Genomic DNA, 17,172 nt, shown 5'->3' on the forward strand with positions numbered 1-17,172 from the left:
CTTATTTGTTTGTCAGCTTATATCATAACAGGATGAAGTCTTCTTTTCTATTGTTTTACTTTTATTTCCATACAATCCCTATGGTAACTTTACGCTAAGGTAGATTTAAGCCATCATATAAAGTTTTTTAGAAAATGCCTCAAACATAGTTTTATTACTGCTGCAAAAGGTACTGCAATTACTAATCCAACAATTCCAAATATTTTACCTCCTATTATCAAAGCCATAATTATATAAATAGGGTGTATCCCAACACTTTCTCCAATAATTTTAGGTGTGATAATTCCACTTTCTATCTGTTGAATCAGTATATATGCACCTGTTGCATATATAGCCTTTGTGGGAGAATCCAAAAGTGCAAATATTACTGTGGGAATCATACCTATAATAGGACCAAAATAGGGTATTATATTTGATATGCTTGCAAATATACCTAATGTTAAAGCGTATTTAACCCTTATTAAAACTAATGCAATAGTAGTAAGAATTCCTACTACTGAAGAAATAAATATCTGTCCCCTTATATATTTACCAAAAACATTATCAATATCCTTAAAAAGCTGCAAAATTTTACTTCGCTTTTTCCTAGGCAAAAAAAGTATGAGTTGATTCTTAAAATACTCCGAATCTTTAAGCATATAAAATGTAAGCACAGGTACGATTATATAATTAAATAATTGAGAGAAGATATTTATTAACGAATCTGCTACATTTTGTAGAAAATTCAAAACTATACTTTGTATAAGTATGATATTTTCATCTATTATATCTTTGAGCCCTTGAGGTAGATTGCTATTTATATACCCGTCTTGAAAACTTTTATACAGCTTATCAAACTGCTTAGCATAAATAGGAACACTCTCAACTAATACTGATATATCCTTGAATAACTTTGGAACTATAATCAACCCAATTAATACTACCATACATAGAAAAATTATATATACTAAAATTACACTGTAAATTCTTATTAACCCTTTCCTTTCTAAAAAATGTATAATAGGATTAAGGAGATATGCTAAAAGAGCTGATATAAGAAAAGGGCTGATTACATCAGATAATAAAACCCTATACTTAATTGCAAGAAACAAAAATAAAAATAGAATTCCATACTTTATAAATTTATGAATCACTTCTCTATTTTTTAAATACTCTAGCATATACATCATTCCAAATTGTATTATGTCAACTTATTCATATTCAACAACCCCCTTCCTTGAGGTTGTATTACATTGCTATCGTATAAAATCAGGGCTTCAGAGTCAATTTTATATCCTAGTCCAGCAGTTATGAGCTTTCTCCCGCTTATAATATCATCAATATAACCCTCTGAAAACTCGAGACTAATATAGCGACCCCTATTTATATCTAAAATAATATCCCGTACTATACCTATAACTTCATTATCAATGTTTAATACTATTTTATTTAAAATATCATGTATATATGATAAACCAAATTTTGATCTATTATTATAATCAAACTCCCTGGAAATTTTATCATTTTTCATATATAAGCCATCTCTGCTAATAAGTAGTAAATCATCTAATAATATAATTCCATATTGTTTTTTTAATATCTTTTTTTTCCATGTAAACCCTAGAATTCTATTTGAACTCCTATTTAGTATTACATCATATACTGTAGAAAAAGAATCCTTTTCTATAGTATTGAAAATTGGTTTATCAATAATTTCACTACATCTCATTTGTGTTATAACCCCCAATAATATTACTTATCATTATGTTTTGTAGTCTAAGAGAAAAAATGATTGCTAATTTCTTCAGAATAGTTAATTATTTTAAAAAACAAAAGACCGCTAAACGGTCTTTATTGATTCTGATCATATTTATGATATAACTCCCTTAAATTAGATGCCTGCATCCCTTGTTCCTCAGCAAGTTTCTTAAAAACTTCTGAAACTTCTTCATCCTCAATCCTTTTTGAATACATTTCAAAATCCCGAACAAGTTCCATGGTATTCATCCAAGCTCTCTGCAAACAATCTCTGGTATTCATTTTATCGTCAGCCATGTATACACACCTCCAAAAGCTCATTTGGTTTCCTGACAATAATATTTGCTTTTAAAGGTGTTTTTATACTTTTACTTACTTTAGTATTACTCCTCCGCCGATGAGATAATCATCTTGATACAATACCACCGCTTGACCTGGTGTTATTGCCCTTTGAGGTTCATCGAAAACCAATTTGAATCTGTCATTCTCTGCAGGTATAGCCCAGGCGCTACTCTCGTTTGCACTATATCTTATTTTTGCCTTAACTCTCATAGGATGCTGAAGCTTATCAAAGGGAAGGAAATTTCCATTAATTGCAGTAAGTTCATTTTTAAATACCTTATCTTCTTCACCAAGCACTACCTGGTTTTTTTCAGGTATAATATCTACAACAAACATTGGCTTTCCGAGAGCTATTCCAAGACCTTTCCTTTGACCTATGGTGTAGTGTATTATACCTTTATGCTTACCCAAAACATTTCCCTCGGTATCCAGAAAATCGCCAGGTTCTATGCTTTCTCCTCTTTTTTGTTCCAAAAACTTGCCATAATTATTATCTTCAATAAAGCATATTTCCTGACTATCGGGTTTATTGGCTACATCAAAATCCAACTCTTCTGCAATTTTTCTTGTTTCTTCCTTAGTATAATCACCCAACGGCATGAGAATATGTCTAAGCTGATCCTGAGTTAAATTATATAATACATAGGTTTGATCCTTTGTTGCTGTTGCAGACTTTTTTATTAGATAACGGTCAAGACTCGACTCATGAAAAATCCTTGCATAATGACCGGTTGCTACATATTCTGCCTCCAAAGCTTTGGCCTTTTTCAGCAAAGCATCAAATTTCACATACTTGTTGCAGGCTATGCAGGGATTTGGAGTTCTTCCTCTGAAATATTCATCTATAAAATAATTGACAACCTTTTCTTCAAATATCTCAGTAAAGTTCATAACATAAAAGGGTATGTCCAGTTTATTGCATACTCTTCTTGCATCATCTACGGAAGATAGAGAGCAGCAACTATCCCTACCGCTATCCTTCTCAAAATCTTCGTTATTCCTAAGCTTCATTGTTACGCCTATAACTTCATATCCCTGTTCCTTAAGCAGATAAGCGGCGACAGAACTATCAACGCCGCCGCTCATCCCTATTACCACTCTATTCTTCATCTAATGCACCTACTAGCAATAGTTTTTTCACTATTTATTATGCTTCTTTTTGTAATCTTCTATAGCAGCTTTTACAGCTTCTTCAGCCAAAACCGAACAATGTATTTTTTGTGGTGGTAGACCATCTAAAGCTTCAACCACGGCCTTATTTGTTAGTTTTTGGGCTTCTTCTACGGTTTTGCCTTTTATCATTTCAGTAGCTATGCTACTAGTAGCAACAGCTGCTCCACATCCAAAGGTTTTAAACTTTACATCCTTTATAATATCATTCTCAATTTTAAGATATATTTTCATTATATCCCCACATTTTGCATTTCCTACTTCTCCTATACCATCAGCGTTTTCAATTTCTCCAACATTTCTAGGTGAAGTAAAATGATCCATCACTTTATCGCTGTACATTGTTTATTTTCCTCCCTTTACTTTTTCATATAATGGTGACATATTTCTAAGTCTTTGTACTATTTCTGGCAATACTTCCAATACATAATCTACATCTTCTTCTGTATTCTCATCACCTAGAGTAAGCCTAAGTGATCCATGGGCAATCTCATGTGGTAATCCAATAGCAAGCAGCACGTGGGATGGATCTAAAGAGCCTGATGTGCAAGCAGAGCCGCTTGATGCTGCTACTCCTTTCATATCAAGATTTAATAGCAATGACTCACCCTCTATAAACTGGAAGCAAAAGTTTGCATTGCCAGGTAATCTCTTTTCAGGATGACCATTCAATCTAGTATAAGGTATTTTCTCCATAACTCCATTTATCAGCTTTGTTCTAAGTTTCAATAATTTTTCATTATACTTATCGATATTTTCTGTAGCCAATTCTATGGCCTTTCCTAATCCTACTATACCAGGTACATTTTCAGTGCCAGCTCTTCTTCCTCTTTCCTGCCCTCCACCTGTAATAAGGTTTGCTATTTTGGTGCCTTTTCTTACATATAAAGCTCCTACGCCCTTTGGTCCGTAAAATTTATGTGCTGATAGAGACAGCATATCAATATTTTGAGCCTTTACATCTATCTTTACATTTCCTACCGCTTGAACTGCATCTGTATGGAAATATATGTTTCTTTCTCTGGCAATCTTACCTATTTCTTCTATAGGTTGTATAGTACCTATTTCATTATTTGCATACATTATGGATATAAGAATTGTTTTATCTGTAATTGCTGCTTTTAAATCTTCAAGGCTTATCATTCCATAACTGTCAACAGGCAGATAGGTAACTTCAAATCCTTCCTTTTCTAGTTGCTCACAAGTATGCAAAATAGCATGATGCTCAATAGAAGTTGTTATTATATGATTTCCTCTATTCTTATTTGCATATGATACTCCTCTTAATACCCAGTTATCAGATTCCGAACCACCTGCTGTAAAGAATATTTCTTCAGGAAGCGCTCCTAATGCCTTAGCTACTCTTTCTCTAGATTTATCTACAAGCTTTTTTGCTTCCCTTCCGAAAGAATATATGCTGGAGGGGTTTCCAAAATAATCGGTAAACACTGGAATCATTTCTTCCAATACTTCTGGCTTTGTACTTGTTGTTGCTGAATGATCAAGATAAATTCTCTTATTCATTTTCACTTCTCCTCTTATTATTTGTATTGTTTAGCATATAATAGTCATCAACCATATCTTTAAGGCTTATGGAGTCAATTACTTTATTGATGCTTTCAGTTATTTTCTCATAAAGGAGCCTTGTAGCACAGTAGTCCGCTTTACTGCATTCCGGTTCTTCTTCCAATACACACTGGGCAGGAGCCAATGAGCCTTCCAGTACTCTGATTATATCTCCTACTTTTATTTCGCTGGGTTGCTTTGCTAATTCATAGCCTCCTTGAGCACCCCTTGTACTGTTGACTAATCCGCTTTTCCTTAGAGGTGATATCAATTGCTCTAAGTATGTATCTGAGAGTGATTGCTTTCTTGCAATATCTTTTAGCGGCATTGCACCTTTACCATAATTTAATGCTAGTTCCAACATCATTTTGAGTCCATATCTGCCTCTAGTAGATAGAATCACGATACCAACCTCCCTCATGAATTCCTAGTAATAAACTAGGATTTACATTTTAAAGATATCACTTTATATATTTGCTGTCAATTATTTTTTTTAAAAAACATGGGAAAATATAGACTACCTTTTTCATATATTATTTGTAATAATTATTAATTTAAAAACAAATGTTACGCCAAAGCACATAAAAAATCAAGGCACAGCAAAGGAATATACCTTTACCGTGCCTATCTATATTAAATTGCTGATACGATTTGTATCAGCAATGGTTGATATACAATCAATAAAAGGTTAGACTGTTCTAACCTTTTATTGATTTGTTCAACCTCATAATTAATCTATCTACATCAACTTTTCTTAGATGAGCAGCCTGCTCAATTGTCAGTTTTGAAAAGCCTCCTCACCCACATCCTATTCTATCCATACCATAGTGTTTAAATATTTTTCTGGTATTTGGATATGTTTTTATCACTTCTCTTATAATCGCATTTTTATTGAATTCATTTACTTTCATTTTCTATTCTCATCGGCTAATCGCAATAAGGATCTACATCATCTATTTGAGGAGGATTAAAATTAGGAATATCTAAAAGATCAAAATTGTCGCAGAAGTCTTCTGCTGTGCATTCATCTGTTATCTCACAATATCCAAATACTGGTATGCATAATTGAACCTCTGCATCAAATTTTATTGCAACAAACATTCCTATATTGGTCAAAAGTGTACCATCGTTCAATTCATTATTCTCATCATCAATTATTGCTTCTCCTAAACATTGTAATTCAAAAGCTTCTTGATCAACAAAGTGAAGCAATCTTTCAAAGGTTTCCGCTGAAGCTCCAGGATAAAGCCTTCTTACACTAAAATTAAAGCATAGCTCTCCATCAGGTCCCTTAGATAATGCATTACCTGGAGGTACATTTTTAACCTTTAATCTTATAATGTTACCCCGTGAATCTTTTGCGAATACTTTACAGCAGCATTTGCCTGAAAATCTAAGTCTTCTTTCTCCTCCATTACTGGTGTTGACAAAATTTTTATGCTTAGAAGCATCCTTTATTTTGGGATCAATGATTTTGCAATCTCTTAAAATCAAAGCAGGTTCAATCCAACCCTTTAGACCATCGTGTTTTTCATCAACTTCAAACTCAATTCCCTCTACACATTCTCTCAAAACAAATTCATCAAATACCTTCTTTACCTTTATGCATTCCTTAAAAACAGTGATTCCTCCCTGGGTTATTGGACCAGTGCATTCAACCTGAGGTAATGGCATATATAAACACCTTCCTTACATGATTATATCTTTCATAGTACATAATATGTAAAGTTCATTTTTTTTGTGTAAAGAATTTGATGCTAATAAACAACATAAAAGCAAATATTTAACCATATAATTTTGTAGGTTATAAAAAAGGTGGTGGGATAGTGTCAAGCTCTAATGGCTATAAAATAATTATTGAATCTAGAGGCAATAAATTAAGCATCTATTATGAGAATTCAGCTATATATTGCAAAATGGTAGACTTTTATGCTAAATCGAAAGAGACTATACTGGTAAGTAATGTATATGATAACTTTTTCTATTCAAAATCCCATGATGATAATATATATTTGCTATGCGAAGGAAAAGAGAAAAATTTTTTGTTTGTGACATTTGATAATAATGGATGGCATATAGAAGAACTGAATTTGCGAAAAGATTTTGGCAATATTATCCCCCTTGGGCTTTTTGCTTTAACAGATGGAATACATATAGTATTTGCAAAAAAACTATTATTAGAATACTATTATGATCTATTTTTACTTAAAAAATCAAATAATGACTGGGAAAAATCCTTTATATGCGAAGTATATTCTAAAGCAATAAAAAACTCTGAAATCATAAAAATGACAGGCTATAATAATCTTCATCTTATATCTACTTTATATGATGGACAGTCCTTATCCTTAAATTATTTTCTATACGAAGTTACGAGCTCGAGATGGTCACACATACCAATAGTCAATCTTAACTCCGATGATATATATATAAGCACCTCAGTACATGATAACAATCTGAACTTGTTTTGTTACAATTTTGATAATAAAACATTAAATATTTATTATTTTTCTAAATCCTTATTAGTTAATTCGGCTTTCTCACTTATAGATATTATAAAACTAAATATTATTTCTAAAGATATTGTTTTGATTATTGATGTTATTAGCGATATTTTAAAAGTTAACTATATTTATAATAACTGCTATTACGAAAACAGTTATAGCATTGTTGCAAAGCAGTGGATTAATTTTAAAAAAATACCTTTACATCAATTACCTGTTCTACACTATGTAAAAATATTCAAAGATATTTCTGATAATGATTTTGAAGAGAGGAAGAATATATGTTCAGTAAATGATATGTTAGAAATAGGGTTGCCCTTTGATAACATGGATATTTTAGATAATCAAAAAGCAATTAAAGATAAAGATAGCTTGAATAATACATCTCTCATACTAGATCATATGAATCTCTTGACAGAAAAAATTGAAGATTTAAGCAGAAAGCTCAGTAAAATAGAAGATAAAAAAGCAAGTAAAAAATCTTTTGAAAGCAAATATGAAGATGATATGGATTATCATGAGGAACATCGCCAAGTACTAAGGCATAGCAATTTTAAAGAGAAATTCATGAAATCAAAACCTAGGACTATAAAGTTAGAAAATTCATCTATACTCACTGGAGTATTATCAAGCGTTGAGCCTTCTCTACTAAAAAACAATGATAATAAAGGTGAAGCCCCAAATAAAATTATAAATAATAAAAGCAATAAAGAAGAGGTATCCAATAATATTATAATTAACAAAAACAATAAAGAAGAGGTATTCAATGAAGAACACCCCAATAAACCTAAAGGTTTTATTAAAACAGTTGCTAAATGGTTCAAAGAATAAAACTTATTTCTTCTTTAAATCTGATAAATGTTCCTTAATAGTTTTCTCATACCCATTATCTGTTGGATTATAGTAAGTTGTGCCTGATAGTATATCAGGCATATATTGTTGCTCTATGAAATTGTTATTATAATCATGAGGATATTTATAACCTACTCCATAACCATAATTTTCTGCATTCTTAAATGCAGCATTCCTTAAATGATAGGGTACAATTCCTACGTCTTTTGTGCTTAAATCCTCTAATGCATTATTTATAGCCATGTATGAAGCATTACTTTTAGGAGCACAGGCTACATATACAGCAGCCTGGGCTAAAATTATCCTGCCTTCAGGCATACCTATCATCTTTACTGCTTCAGCTGCATTAACTGCAACGCATAATGCCATAGGGTCCGCATTTCCCACATCCTCTGATGCACATATGATTATTCTTCTTGCTATAAACATAGGATCTTCTCCTGAATTAATCATCCTTGCTAAATAATGTATAGCAGCATCAGGGTCTGAGCCCCTCATGCTCTTTATAAATGCAGATATTGTGTCGTAATGATTTTCACCGGACTTATCATAATTTACAGACTTCTTCTGAATAGATTCAGAAATTATATCTTCATTAATAATTATTCTTCCATCATCATTTTTCTCAGTAGATAATACTGCCAATTCTAAAGCATTAAGAGCCTTTCTGGCATCTCCGCTCGATAAAAATGCAAGAAGCTTCAGAGCTTCATCGGTAATAATTGCGTTATAAGCTCCTAAACCTCTCTCTTTATCTTGTAGGCATCTTAAGATTATCTTTTTTATATCTGATTCTTCCAATTCTTTTAGTTTAAACACTGTAGAACGGGAAATCAAAGCATCATTAACCTCATAATACGGATTTTCTGTAGTCGCACCAATAAGTATTATAGTTCCATCTTCTACATAGGGCAGCAATGCGTCCTGCTGGCTTTTATTGAAACGATGTATCTCATCTATGAAAATTATAGTTTTTTGACCATTAAATCCCCTTCGTAATTTTGCTTCTTCAACAGCCTTTTTTATATCCTGAACACCTGATGATACTGCATTGATCTGCTGGAAATATGCTTTTGTAGTATTTGATATAATCTTTGCAAGAGTAGTTTTGCCGCATCCAGTAGGCCCCCAAAGTATAACAGAAGTCAATTTATCTGCTTTAATAGCTCTATATAACAGCTTGCCCGGAGAAATTATATCTTCCTGCCCAACAAACTCCTCCAGTGAGTTAGGCCTCATTCTAACTGCGAGGGGACCTTCTTTCTTCAGTTCTTCATTTAGTTTTACATCAAATATGCTTATTTGATCCTTTTTCATTTGTTGCATCCAACCTTTCAGCTATAAAGCGGGACTAGAATTGAACCCTGACATTTTGCCTTTCTGTTTCATTAGCTTCAAAATAAGGCTCATCCTTGAAATTAAACATATTGGCTATAAAGCTATTTGGGAATATCTGCTTATAATTATTATACATCAATACGGTGTCATTATAAAACTGTCTTGCATAGCCTATTTTATCTTCTACATTTGTCAGCTCAGTTTGTAGATGTATAAAGTTCTGGTTGGCCTTTAAATCCGGATAGCTTTCAGCTAAAGCAAAAAGCCTATTTAACGCTCCAACCACCTGATTGTTTGCTTCAATGGCATCCTCTGGAGTTTTTGCATTAACATAAGTATTTCTTGCTTTTATTACATTTTCTAGCGTTTCCTTTTCATGGGCTGCATAACCTTTTACAGTCTCAACAATATTTGGTATAAGGTCAAATCGCCTTTTTAATTGAACATCAATCTGAGACCATGCATTTTTAACCCTGTTTCTTTTTGTTATAAGACTGTTATAAATGGTCATAATACCGCCTAAGATCACTGCAATAATAATAAGAATTATCCACATCATTACTATCTCCTCCTAACATTTTATTAGAAAGCACCGGCACCACCGCCGCCGCCTCCTCCACCACCACCGCTGGAGAAGCCGCCTCCTCCACCGCTCGATGAAGACATTTTTGATACCGCTTGCTTATAAGTCGATTCTGCTGCCTTTGTCAATGAGCTTGTTGCTCTGTCTAAGGCGTCAAAATGATTAATCCCACGACCATAATACCCATAATACATATATGTGAGTCCTCTGCTATTGAAATCTTGTTCTGTAAATACCATTTTTAACTGCTTAATTACTTCTTTGGCAACTCCCAATGATATGGCATAAACCAGATAATGTTCCCAAACTACCACAGAAGGAATTTCTGCTTTGTCAAGCTGACTGAAATGGAGAAGAAATTTTCTAAAAGCCTTCCACATCTGATATTGAAGGACTCCATTTTTTGATCTCCTTCTTACTGTTATAGAGTAAATCATCAAAACTATGGAAACAATCAAGGTTGCTATAAATCCCAAAACATTTTCATGAGCTACCAGTGTAAATATGGCTAAAGCAAGACCTAATAAAGCGAACAAAATGCCAATTGCCATACCTCGATAGGATCTATTGTCAAAGAAATCGTATTTTTTTGATTCTTGTCTTACATACTCTGTCCAGGCTGAATAATCAGATTGAAAATTCATTGCCCCTGTTCGACTTTTTGTGTATTTCTCAATATCATCCAAAGATACTCTGTTATTACTGCCAATTTTATTAATCATCCAATCTATGAAGAAAGCCTCATGCTTTGAAAGTTGTGAAGTGTCACTACTTTCATTCAGTGTAAAGGAATAATCTATATCATTCTTTTTACCAAATAGCTTTCCACTGCTTACTACTTCTTGACTTAGATTTATATACTTTCTTCTTACCAAGTCCATCAATGTTGCGGTTATATCTCTTGGTTTAATTGATCCGAAGTTCCAAAGTATCGACATCACTGCAGGTGAGTAGTCTCCAGGCAATTCTCTATAATATGGGCCCTTAAAAGTGGTTTTGTATTCCTTATCATACTTAAAATAAATGAAACCTACAAGAAAGACTTCGAATAAAGCATATATAAAGGATATAGAGATAAAAATTCTTGCCCTTTGTCTTTTAGCATTTGCTTCTTCTGCCCATTGTTTTTCCTCAGCCATAATAGAGTTTAATGCATTTTTTTCAACAATTCTATTTGAGCTTTCTATCAATGTTGCAGGAAATAGTATTCTGGCTTCTACAAAGTTATTTGGCCTTAGTTCCTTTACAGATAACAAAATATTCTGTTCATCAATGATTTCAACTATACCTGATAATGGACCGTGGGCAAAAGCTTTTATATTATCCTTTGAAGTTTCTCCAGGCAAACTAATTTTTACATTGAAATTCTCTATGACCACATCTGTATCTATGCCCATGAACTTCCAATATAACTCTGCAACATCATTATACTTTACAGCAACATTCATAATTCTATACACAATAATGAATTTCTTAATCTCATCTTTGGATTTCGAATATACTTTTAATCTTATACCCTTTGATTCTTCTAGTATTTCATATGTATTATTGCTTTGGGAGTAGTCTTCTTTAATAGGATCTTTACTATCACCAATATATAAATGAATATTCTCTATACCATCAGAACCTTCAGTATTTATAGTTCTATAGATTCCGTTGAACTCACCTTCAAAATCATATATAATGGTTTCCTTTACATCCATAGAACCATCTGAGTTTAGTTTAGCTTCAACATTAAATTCATTGATTATGTAGCTTCTGCTATCCTCTGCTGCTACTGGATTAACGACCATTATCAATATTACCAGAACATAAAATAATATCTTTTTCAATTTATCACCACCTTTACCTATATATCTATAATATATAATCAAATACAGGAAATTATCAATAGTAGTTAAAATAAAAAAGTTGTGAATAAAATTATACATTTCTTATACAATAATAAAAGGGGCAACTCGCCCCTTAGTAAATAATGTTATTCAATAACTTTATTCACATAGTCTGATGTTGTTGCTGATAACAGTGCTCCATAGTCCATTGTAAATTCTACAATATCTCCTATGGAGTAATTTTTTTGGCTGTCCGTAACATCTATTATCATGTGATCGCTGCTGGCACCCAGAATTATAATTCTTTCATCAATAGGTGTAAGCCCGTCTATCCTTACATCTTGCTTACCTATAGCCAAAATAGCTCTTTTCCTTATACCTCTGTCTACATAAGTTGGCTTATTTCCGAAGGCATCAACTCCAATTTCTCCTATTGGCACTGATTGCTTCTCTTTTAATTCAATAATCTCTGCGCATAGAGTAAAACAATCGTTGTAACTTCCTTCAATTCTATTACCATAGGCTGTTTCATTGCCCAGAACTATAGACTCTCCTAACCTAAGATTGTTAATTCCACTTGGTATAGTCCCATTCTCTACTAAATATATGCTGCTTGAATTTCCACCGGATATTATGCTTAACTTTGTTCCATATTTTTTCTCTATACTTTCAGCAATTTCAACCAGTTTTGATAGATTATCCACTTTAGGTATTACTGCTCCATAGCATGTAAGGTTTGTACCTATGCCTACAAGTCTTATACCTTTTAATTCTAGTATTTTTCCTGCGTAATCCACAGCATCATCTACCCAAACCCCTTCTCTCAGATCACCGAGATCTATCATAAGAATAATATCATGAACTTTTCCTTTATTTTGAGATTCTTCAGACAAGGCTTTGATTACTTCATATTCAGAATTCAAACTAATATCTGCATATTCAACTACTTCCTTAACCTGTGACAACATAGGTATCCTTAATAGCACTTTGGGCAGATTTATATGCCTCATTTTTATTAGATTTTCAATTCTTGAATCTGCTAAATATGCTGCTCCCCCTTTTGCTACTGCCTCTGCAATTTCAGGTATACCACAAAATACTTTTGTGACTGCAGAAACACTTATGCCATGAGCAGCACATTTTTCAACTAAAAGTCTAGTATTTGATTCTAGTTTATTCAAATTGATTTTTAAAGCAGGATAACCCATATTTATCCTCCCATATATTAATTAATATTTAAGCTGTTTTTCATCAGTTTTAAGGCATCCTCAGGATATTTCTTCGATAAAACTCCTAAAGAAGCAAATATATAATGATTATCAATAAGTACTTGAGCATCACTTCCCGGATAAAGCTCAAGACCCTTTCTACACTCAGTAACATATTTTAGTATTCTTACTCTCTCAGGCAATCTTGTTAATGCACCGCCTGTTCCAATTACATATTTTATATTGGTTAGATCCTTACCCTCAGCAATTGTTTTTTTCCCTGTAGGACCATATATATTTCTCAATTTTCCTGCATGTCTTTCCAGAGAAGTCAATACTGCCTCCTTAGTCAATCTTTCTATAAATCTTTTTTCTTCTTCTGTTTCTGGAATTGGTTTTGCATTTTCTATAAGATGTTCTGCATTAGGGAATTCTTCTTTTAAATCTTCTATACCAATCTTTTCAACAATATGATTGATATTAACAAATACTCCTAAATCCCCTTCTACAGTTCTTTTAGCGTATGGTTCTGGACTTATGAGTATCTTATTTATTTCCTCAGAACCTTCAGTAACGGAATGAACATCAGTAGTAGCACCACCTACATCAAATATAACTAAATCCCCTAAATCTTCTTTCAGCAATTTGGCAGCTTCCATTACAGCACCTGGTGTAGGTATTATTGGGCCTGTAACCATTTCTCTGACAGTACTCATTCCTGGAGCATGTATTATATGTTCTTCAAAAGCATTTTGTATCACTTGTCTTGTAGGTTCAATATTCAAAATATCAACCTTTGGATAAACATTATCCACTAAATATAGCTTAACTCCTGCTTCGTTACATATTTCAACAACTTCTTCCTGATTTTCAATATTACCTGCATATATTATAGGTACATTCAATCCTAATGTAACTACCTGTTCCATATTATATAAGGCTGTTTCTCTTTCACCGTAATCAACGCCGCCAGCAACTAAAATTATGTTTGGACTTATATCTTTTATTTTCTTTAAATCTGTTCTTCTAAGTTTTCCAGAGGTGACCATTTTAATTATACCACCAGCACCTAAAGCTGCTTCTTTTGCAGCCCTTACTGTCATGTCATAAACCAATCCATGAACGGTCATTCTTAAGCCTCCGGCAGCGCTGCTTGTTGCGAGCATCTCACCATAGGATAATTCTTCTACATCCAAATTTTTTTTCAAATCATCTATAGCGCCTTTTAATCCTATTGTTACATCGCCCGCCAGAACAGATGTAGGAGCTTGCCCCTGCCCCAAAAACTCGGGGCAGGGAGTCCCAATACCATTAAATGCGTTTATTACGGTTGTAGTGCTTCCAATTTCAGCTACAAGAACATCAATTCTCATTGTTTGCTTTCATTTCCCTTCTCTTTTTCACAAGGAAGCTTGCTACATCGATGCCGTGAGTCCCTCTTCCAAAACCAGCATCCATGCCTGCTTCTACAGCGATTTCATTAGTAACCTGTGTACCTCCACATGCAAGTATTACTTTATCTCTTATACCCTTTTCTATACATAATTCATGAATCTTTCTCATGTTCTTAATATGAACATCATCATGTGTTATTATGGTACTAGCTAAAATTGCGTCAGCATTGGTTTCGATAGCTGCATCTACTAGCTTTTCAACAGGACAAGAGGTACCGAGATACAGATATTTAATACCGAATCCTTCTATACCGCCGTGCTTTATATCAAGAGTTTCTTTTAATCCAACAGAGTGCTCGTCTTCTCCTACAGTTGCAGCTACTACAAACATTGGATTCTTTTCTATGTCTTCTCTTATCTCTGCTTCCGATAGTACAGGTATCTTTTCAGGTATAACCAGTTCATTTATGTCGATATCAAATTTAACCTTACCTTTTATTTCAACTAAAGTACCTTCTGATGGATGCATTACATTTTTGTGAATTACTGTTACATCTTCAAGCCCCATCTTTTCTCCGCATTTGATAGCTGCAAATTCAGCAGTTCTCTCATCTAAAGGCAAGAATATGGTTACAGCAACAACACCATCTGCTCTCCATTCAACCTCTGGTTTTACATAATTTGTATCATAATATTTTGATAGTTCTTCTAGTCTTACATTGACATTATCGAACTCGTCTAATTCATCAATGTAAACAATCTTAGAAGGATCTTCAAAGGTATCTCCACCTATTGCATCTGAAGCCTTCTCAAATCCTTCAGGAATAGCATTATATCCATAATGAACAGATACAGGTGCAAAATAATCCTTATCTCTCTCAAAAATCATCCCTGCACCGATACCACCATCAATCTGTCTAGGAATGCCATCGCCATTTCTTTCGGGATAGTAACCACTATCTATGAAGAAGCCCTGTTCAACTGCTTTGAAGTATCCTCCAACTTCAATCATTTCTTCCATAAATAATACAGCTCTTTCTTTAAGCTCTCTTACATCTTTACCTAATACTCCCTCTCTATCTAACTTAACCATTTCTCTTAGGCCATCCATGCCATCTAAGGCTTGCTTAGCAGTGCTTATAGCAGCTATGTTGTTATAATGCCAAGGCACATTTCTGCCTTCGTCAGGAGTAATGGTTGACTGTATATCCGCGCTTGTTAATCTAGATATCATTAGGTTGAGTGTGTGAGTAACCGTTGCTTCCCTTGCATCTGATTCCATATATTTCGTGTTTTGCTGAGCTCTCATCTTATATTCACTAAAGAAATCTCTTAAAGCGACAGCATAGGGAAGATCCAGTCTCATGCAAGGAGCTGGAGGTGCTGTTGGAGGTACTGTGGATAATGCTATGTTTTCTGGTTTCATTCCAATTTTCCTAGAAAATGCACAGTTGATAGCATGCTGAACCATAAGCTCAGGTCTTACTTTCCATGCTTTCATAGCTGTAGCATTTGCATTGTGTGCTCCATCTATTTGCAGCATATCAGCCCAAGCCATAACTTTTTTAGCTTCACAGGCATCAACAAAGCTTCTTATCATGTTTACATTCCTATAAAGCACATTATACTGAGGGTCCTGATGAGCTCCATTAACTCCTTCTTCAGCAAACATTACAGCTATATCCGGACCTGCAACACCTGATACATAGGAATGGAAGTTTATGGGCCTGCCTACTTCGTCTTCAATCATATCTAAAGCTTTTCTGCTGGCTCTTACTTGTTTTCTTGTCACCATTATACCGCCGATACCCTGGTTTGTACCTTCCAATAGTGAATCGATATGGGATTGTCCTGCTGTCCTTATTACCATTATGTGGTCTGCTCCGTGCCAAGCAGCCATCCTCATTCTTCTTATATCATCTTCAAATCTGCCTGATGCAATTTCAGTTGTTATTACGCAATCTGGTTGAGGATCAATATATCCGAATCCTCTGCTTCCAGGAAGGGGTACATAATTTTTCAAGCCCTCTGAAGTTTCATGATACTCAAAATCACCTATTTGTCTTTTTTCATTTCTTCCCTCTCTCCAGTGCCAGCCCCTTCTTCTAGGTCTATAATTCTCTAGATCCTGCAGAAGTTCTTTAATATCGATTTTTTTAATTGGATCTAATTTCATCAGTTTTTCCCTCCTTCAAAAAGAGTGTCAACTTCATCCCAATACTTACCTTCAGCTAAACCTACTCCGGCTTCTCTAACAGATATTCCTAGTTTCTTGGAAAGTCGCCATACAACGTTTCCTGCACCTTTTCCCATTAGACCTTTCTTCATAACTCCGTCAACTATTGGTTTTACTTCAACGCTGGAAAATCCCATTCTAAGAAGGACACTTCTTTCTATTGAGGGAGTCGTATACTTATAGCCCATTTCAAGCATAGGTTCAACTATTTTGTTTGCCAGCTCCCAGAATCTTTCCTTTAATTGCTCATCTGTCAAATCTTTTAAATGCTCTCTTCTCTTTTCATAATCGTCAGCTCTTTTCACTTAGCACCCCTCCATTTTTATTTAAATTAACCTCTTGTGCTAGGTAGTAAGATTTGATTTTAAGGAATATTATACCAACTAATAAGGGTATAAAATCCTTGCTAG

The 17,172-nt window shown here is 33.9% G+C and carries 16 protein-coding genes; 1 reads left to right on the top strand and 15 read right to left on the bottom strand.

Translation table 11 applies throughout. The features are described from left to right. Window positions 1–113: 113 nt before the first annotated feature. From ACESM9_RS09380 to ACESM9_RS09415, 8 genes are all read right to left on the bottom strand, one after another. Window positions 114–1,169, bottom strand: a complete 1,056-nt coding sequence (locus ACESM9_RS09380) for an AI-2E family transporter (protein WP_372997593.1) — start codon at window positions 1,167–1,169, stop codon at window positions 114–116. Window positions 1,170–1,180: 11 nt separating this feature from the next. Continuing rightward, window positions 1,181–1,708: a PRC-barrel domain-containing protein gene (locus tag ACESM9_RS09385; RefSeq protein WP_372997595.1), complete on the bottom strand. Its 528-nt coding sequence runs from the start codon at window positions 1,706–1,708 to the stop codon at window positions 1,181–1,183. Between the two features lie 122 nt (window positions 1,709–1,830). Beyond that, complete coding sequence (locus ACESM9_RS09390) at window positions 1,831–2,034, bottom strand: rubrerythrin (RefSeq protein ID WP_372997597.1); 204 nt, start codon at window positions 2,032–2,034, stop codon at window positions 1,831–1,833. 75 nt (window positions 2,035–2,109) lie between these two features. Beyond that, window positions 2,110–3,189 carry a tRNA 2-thiouridine(34) synthase MnmA gene (gene mnmA / locus ACESM9_RS09395; RefSeq protein WP_372997599.1) on the bottom strand — a complete coding sequence of 360 codons (1,080 nt, stop codon included), beginning with the start codon at window positions 3,187–3,189 and terminating at the stop codon, window positions 2,110–2,112. A gap of 30 nt (window positions 3,190–3,219) precedes the next feature. Further along, complete coding sequence (gene nifU / locus ACESM9_RS09400) at window positions 3,220–3,591, bottom strand: Fe-S cluster assembly scaffold protein NifU (RefSeq protein ID WP_372997602.1); 372 nt, start codon at window positions 3,589–3,591, stop codon at window positions 3,220–3,222. Window positions 3,592–3,594: 3 nt separating this feature from the next. Next, window positions 3,595–4,773, bottom strand: a complete 1,179-nt coding sequence (nifS, locus tag ACESM9_RS09405; RefSeq protein WP_372997604.1) for a cysteine desulfurase NifS — start codon at window positions 4,771–4,773, stop codon at window positions 3,595–3,597. After that, window positions 4,766–5,218: an RrF2 family transcriptional regulator gene (locus ACESM9_RS09410; RefSeq protein ID WP_372997606.1), complete on the bottom strand. Its 453-nt coding sequence runs from the start codon at window positions 5,216–5,218 to the stop codon at window positions 4,766–4,768. The genes nifS and ACESM9_RS09410 overlap by 8 nt, the downstream gene beginning before the upstream one ends. A gap of 524 nt (window positions 5,219–5,742) precedes the next feature. Beyond that, window positions 5,743–6,489: a hypothetical protein gene (locus ACESM9_RS09415; protein ID WP_372997608.1), complete on the bottom strand. Its 747-nt coding sequence runs from the start codon at window positions 6,487–6,489 to the stop codon at window positions 5,743–5,745. Window positions 6,490–6,641: 152 nt separating this feature from the next. Between ACESM9_RS09415 and ACESM9_RS09420 the strand changes: the two genes are divergently transcribed. Then, the gene (locus ACESM9_RS09420) at window positions 6,642–8,150 is read left to right on the top strand and encodes a hypothetical protein (protein WP_372997610.1); all 1,509 of its coding nucleotides are present in this window, start codon (window positions 6,642–6,644) and stop codon (window positions 8,148–8,150) included. A gap of 3 nt (window positions 8,151–8,153) precedes the next feature. Here ACESM9_RS09420 and ACESM9_RS09425 read toward each other — a convergent pair whose 3' ends face one another. The 7 genes from ACESM9_RS09425 to ACESM9_RS09455 all read right to left on the bottom strand — a co-directional run bounded on the left by ACESM9_RS09425 (window position 8,154) and on the right by ACESM9_RS09455 (window position 17,067). Then, window positions 8,154–9,473 carry a replication-associated recombination protein A gene (locus ACESM9_RS09425; RefSeq protein ID WP_372997625.1) on the bottom strand — a complete coding sequence of 440 codons (1,320 nt, stop codon included), beginning with the start codon at window positions 9,471–9,473 and terminating at the stop codon, window positions 8,154–8,156. Window positions 9,474–9,522: 49 nt separating this feature from the next. Further along, the gene (locus ACESM9_RS09430) at window positions 9,523–10,068 is read right to left on the bottom strand and encodes a LemA family protein (protein WP_372997612.1); all 546 of its coding nucleotides are present in this window, start codon (window positions 10,066–10,068) and stop codon (window positions 9,523–9,525) included. Window positions 10,069–10,091: 23 nt separating this feature from the next. After that, window positions 10,092–11,924 (bottom strand): DUF2207 domain-containing protein, encoded by a 1,833-nt coding sequence (locus tag ACESM9_RS09435; protein ID WP_372997614.1) that lies wholly within the window; start codon window positions 11,922–11,924, stop codon window positions 10,092–10,094. Between the two features lie 146 nt (window positions 11,925–12,070). Further along, window positions 12,071–13,132, bottom strand: coding sequence for an ornithine racemase Orr (orr, locus tag ACESM9_RS09440; protein WP_372997616.1), 1,062 nt, complete (start codon window positions 13,130–13,132; stop codon window positions 12,071–12,073). Window positions 13,133–13,149: 17 nt separating this feature from the next. Beyond that, on the bottom strand, window positions 13,150–14,505 hold the full coding sequence (locus ACESM9_RS09445) for a GlmL-related ornithine degradation protein (RefSeq protein WP_372997618.1): 1,356 nt from the start codon (window positions 14,503–14,505) through the stop codon (window positions 13,150–13,152). Beyond that, window positions 14,495–16,702, bottom strand: coding sequence for a D-ornithine 4,5-aminomutase subunit OraE (oraE, locus tag ACESM9_RS09450; protein ID WP_372997621.1), 2,208 nt, complete (start codon window positions 16,700–16,702; stop codon window positions 14,495–14,497). The genes ACESM9_RS09445 and oraE overlap by 11 nt, the downstream gene beginning before the upstream one ends. Continuing rightward, window positions 16,702–17,067: an ornithine aminomutase subunit alpha gene (locus tag ACESM9_RS09455; protein WP_372997623.1), complete on the bottom strand. Its 366-nt coding sequence runs from the start codon at window positions 17,065–17,067 to the stop codon at window positions 16,702–16,704. Before ACESM9_RS09455 ends, oraE begins: the two co-directional genes overlap by 1 nt. Window positions 17,068–17,172 lie beyond the last annotated feature (105 nt).

The organism is Lutispora sp. (assembly GCF_041687175.1).
In the GTDB taxonomy this organism is placed as follows: domain Bacteria; phylum Bacillota; class Clostridia; order Lutisporales; family Lutisporaceae; genus Lutispora.

Coding starts and splice junctions, on each gene's coding strand:
- nifU (WP_372997602.1), bottom strand. CDS start 3,591: ATGTACAGCGATAAAGTGATGGATCATTTTACTTCACCTAGAAATGTT.
- mnmA (WP_372997599.1), bottom strand. CDS start 3,189: ATGAAGAATAGAGTGGTAATAGGGATGAGCGGCGGCGTTGATAGTTCT.
- orr (WP_372997616.1), bottom strand. CDS start 13,132: ATGGGTTATCCTGCTTTAAAAATCAATTTGAATAAACTAGAATCAAAT.
- ACESM9_RS09390 (WP_372997597.1), bottom strand. CDS start 2,034: ATGGCTGACGATAAAATGAATACCAGAGATTGTTTGCAGAGAGCTTGG.
- nifS (WP_372997604.1), bottom strand. CDS start 4,773: ATGAATAAGAGAATTTATCTTGATCATTCAGCAACAACAAGTACAAAG.
- ACESM9_RS09415 (WP_372997608.1), bottom strand. CDS start 6,489: ATGCCATTACCTCAGGTTGAATGCACTGGTCCAATAACCCAGGGAGGA.
- oraE (WP_372997621.1), bottom strand. CDS start 16,702: ATGAAATTAGATCCAATTAAAAAAATCGATATTAAAGAACTTCTGCAG.
- ACESM9_RS09445 (WP_372997618.1), bottom strand. CDS start 14,505: ATGAGAATTGATGTTCTTGTAGCTGAAATTGGAAGCACTACAACCGTA.
- ACESM9_RS09380 (WP_372997593.1), bottom strand. CDS start 1,169: ATGATGTATATGCTAGAGTATTTAAAAAATAGAGAAGTGATTCATAAA.
- ACESM9_RS09430 (WP_372997612.1), bottom strand. CDS start 10,068: ATGATGTGGATAATTCTTATTATTATTGCAGTGATCTTAGGCGGTATT.
- ACESM9_RS09385 (WP_372997595.1), bottom strand. CDS start 1,708: ATGAGATGTAGTGAAATTATTGATAAACCAATTTTCAATACTATAGAA.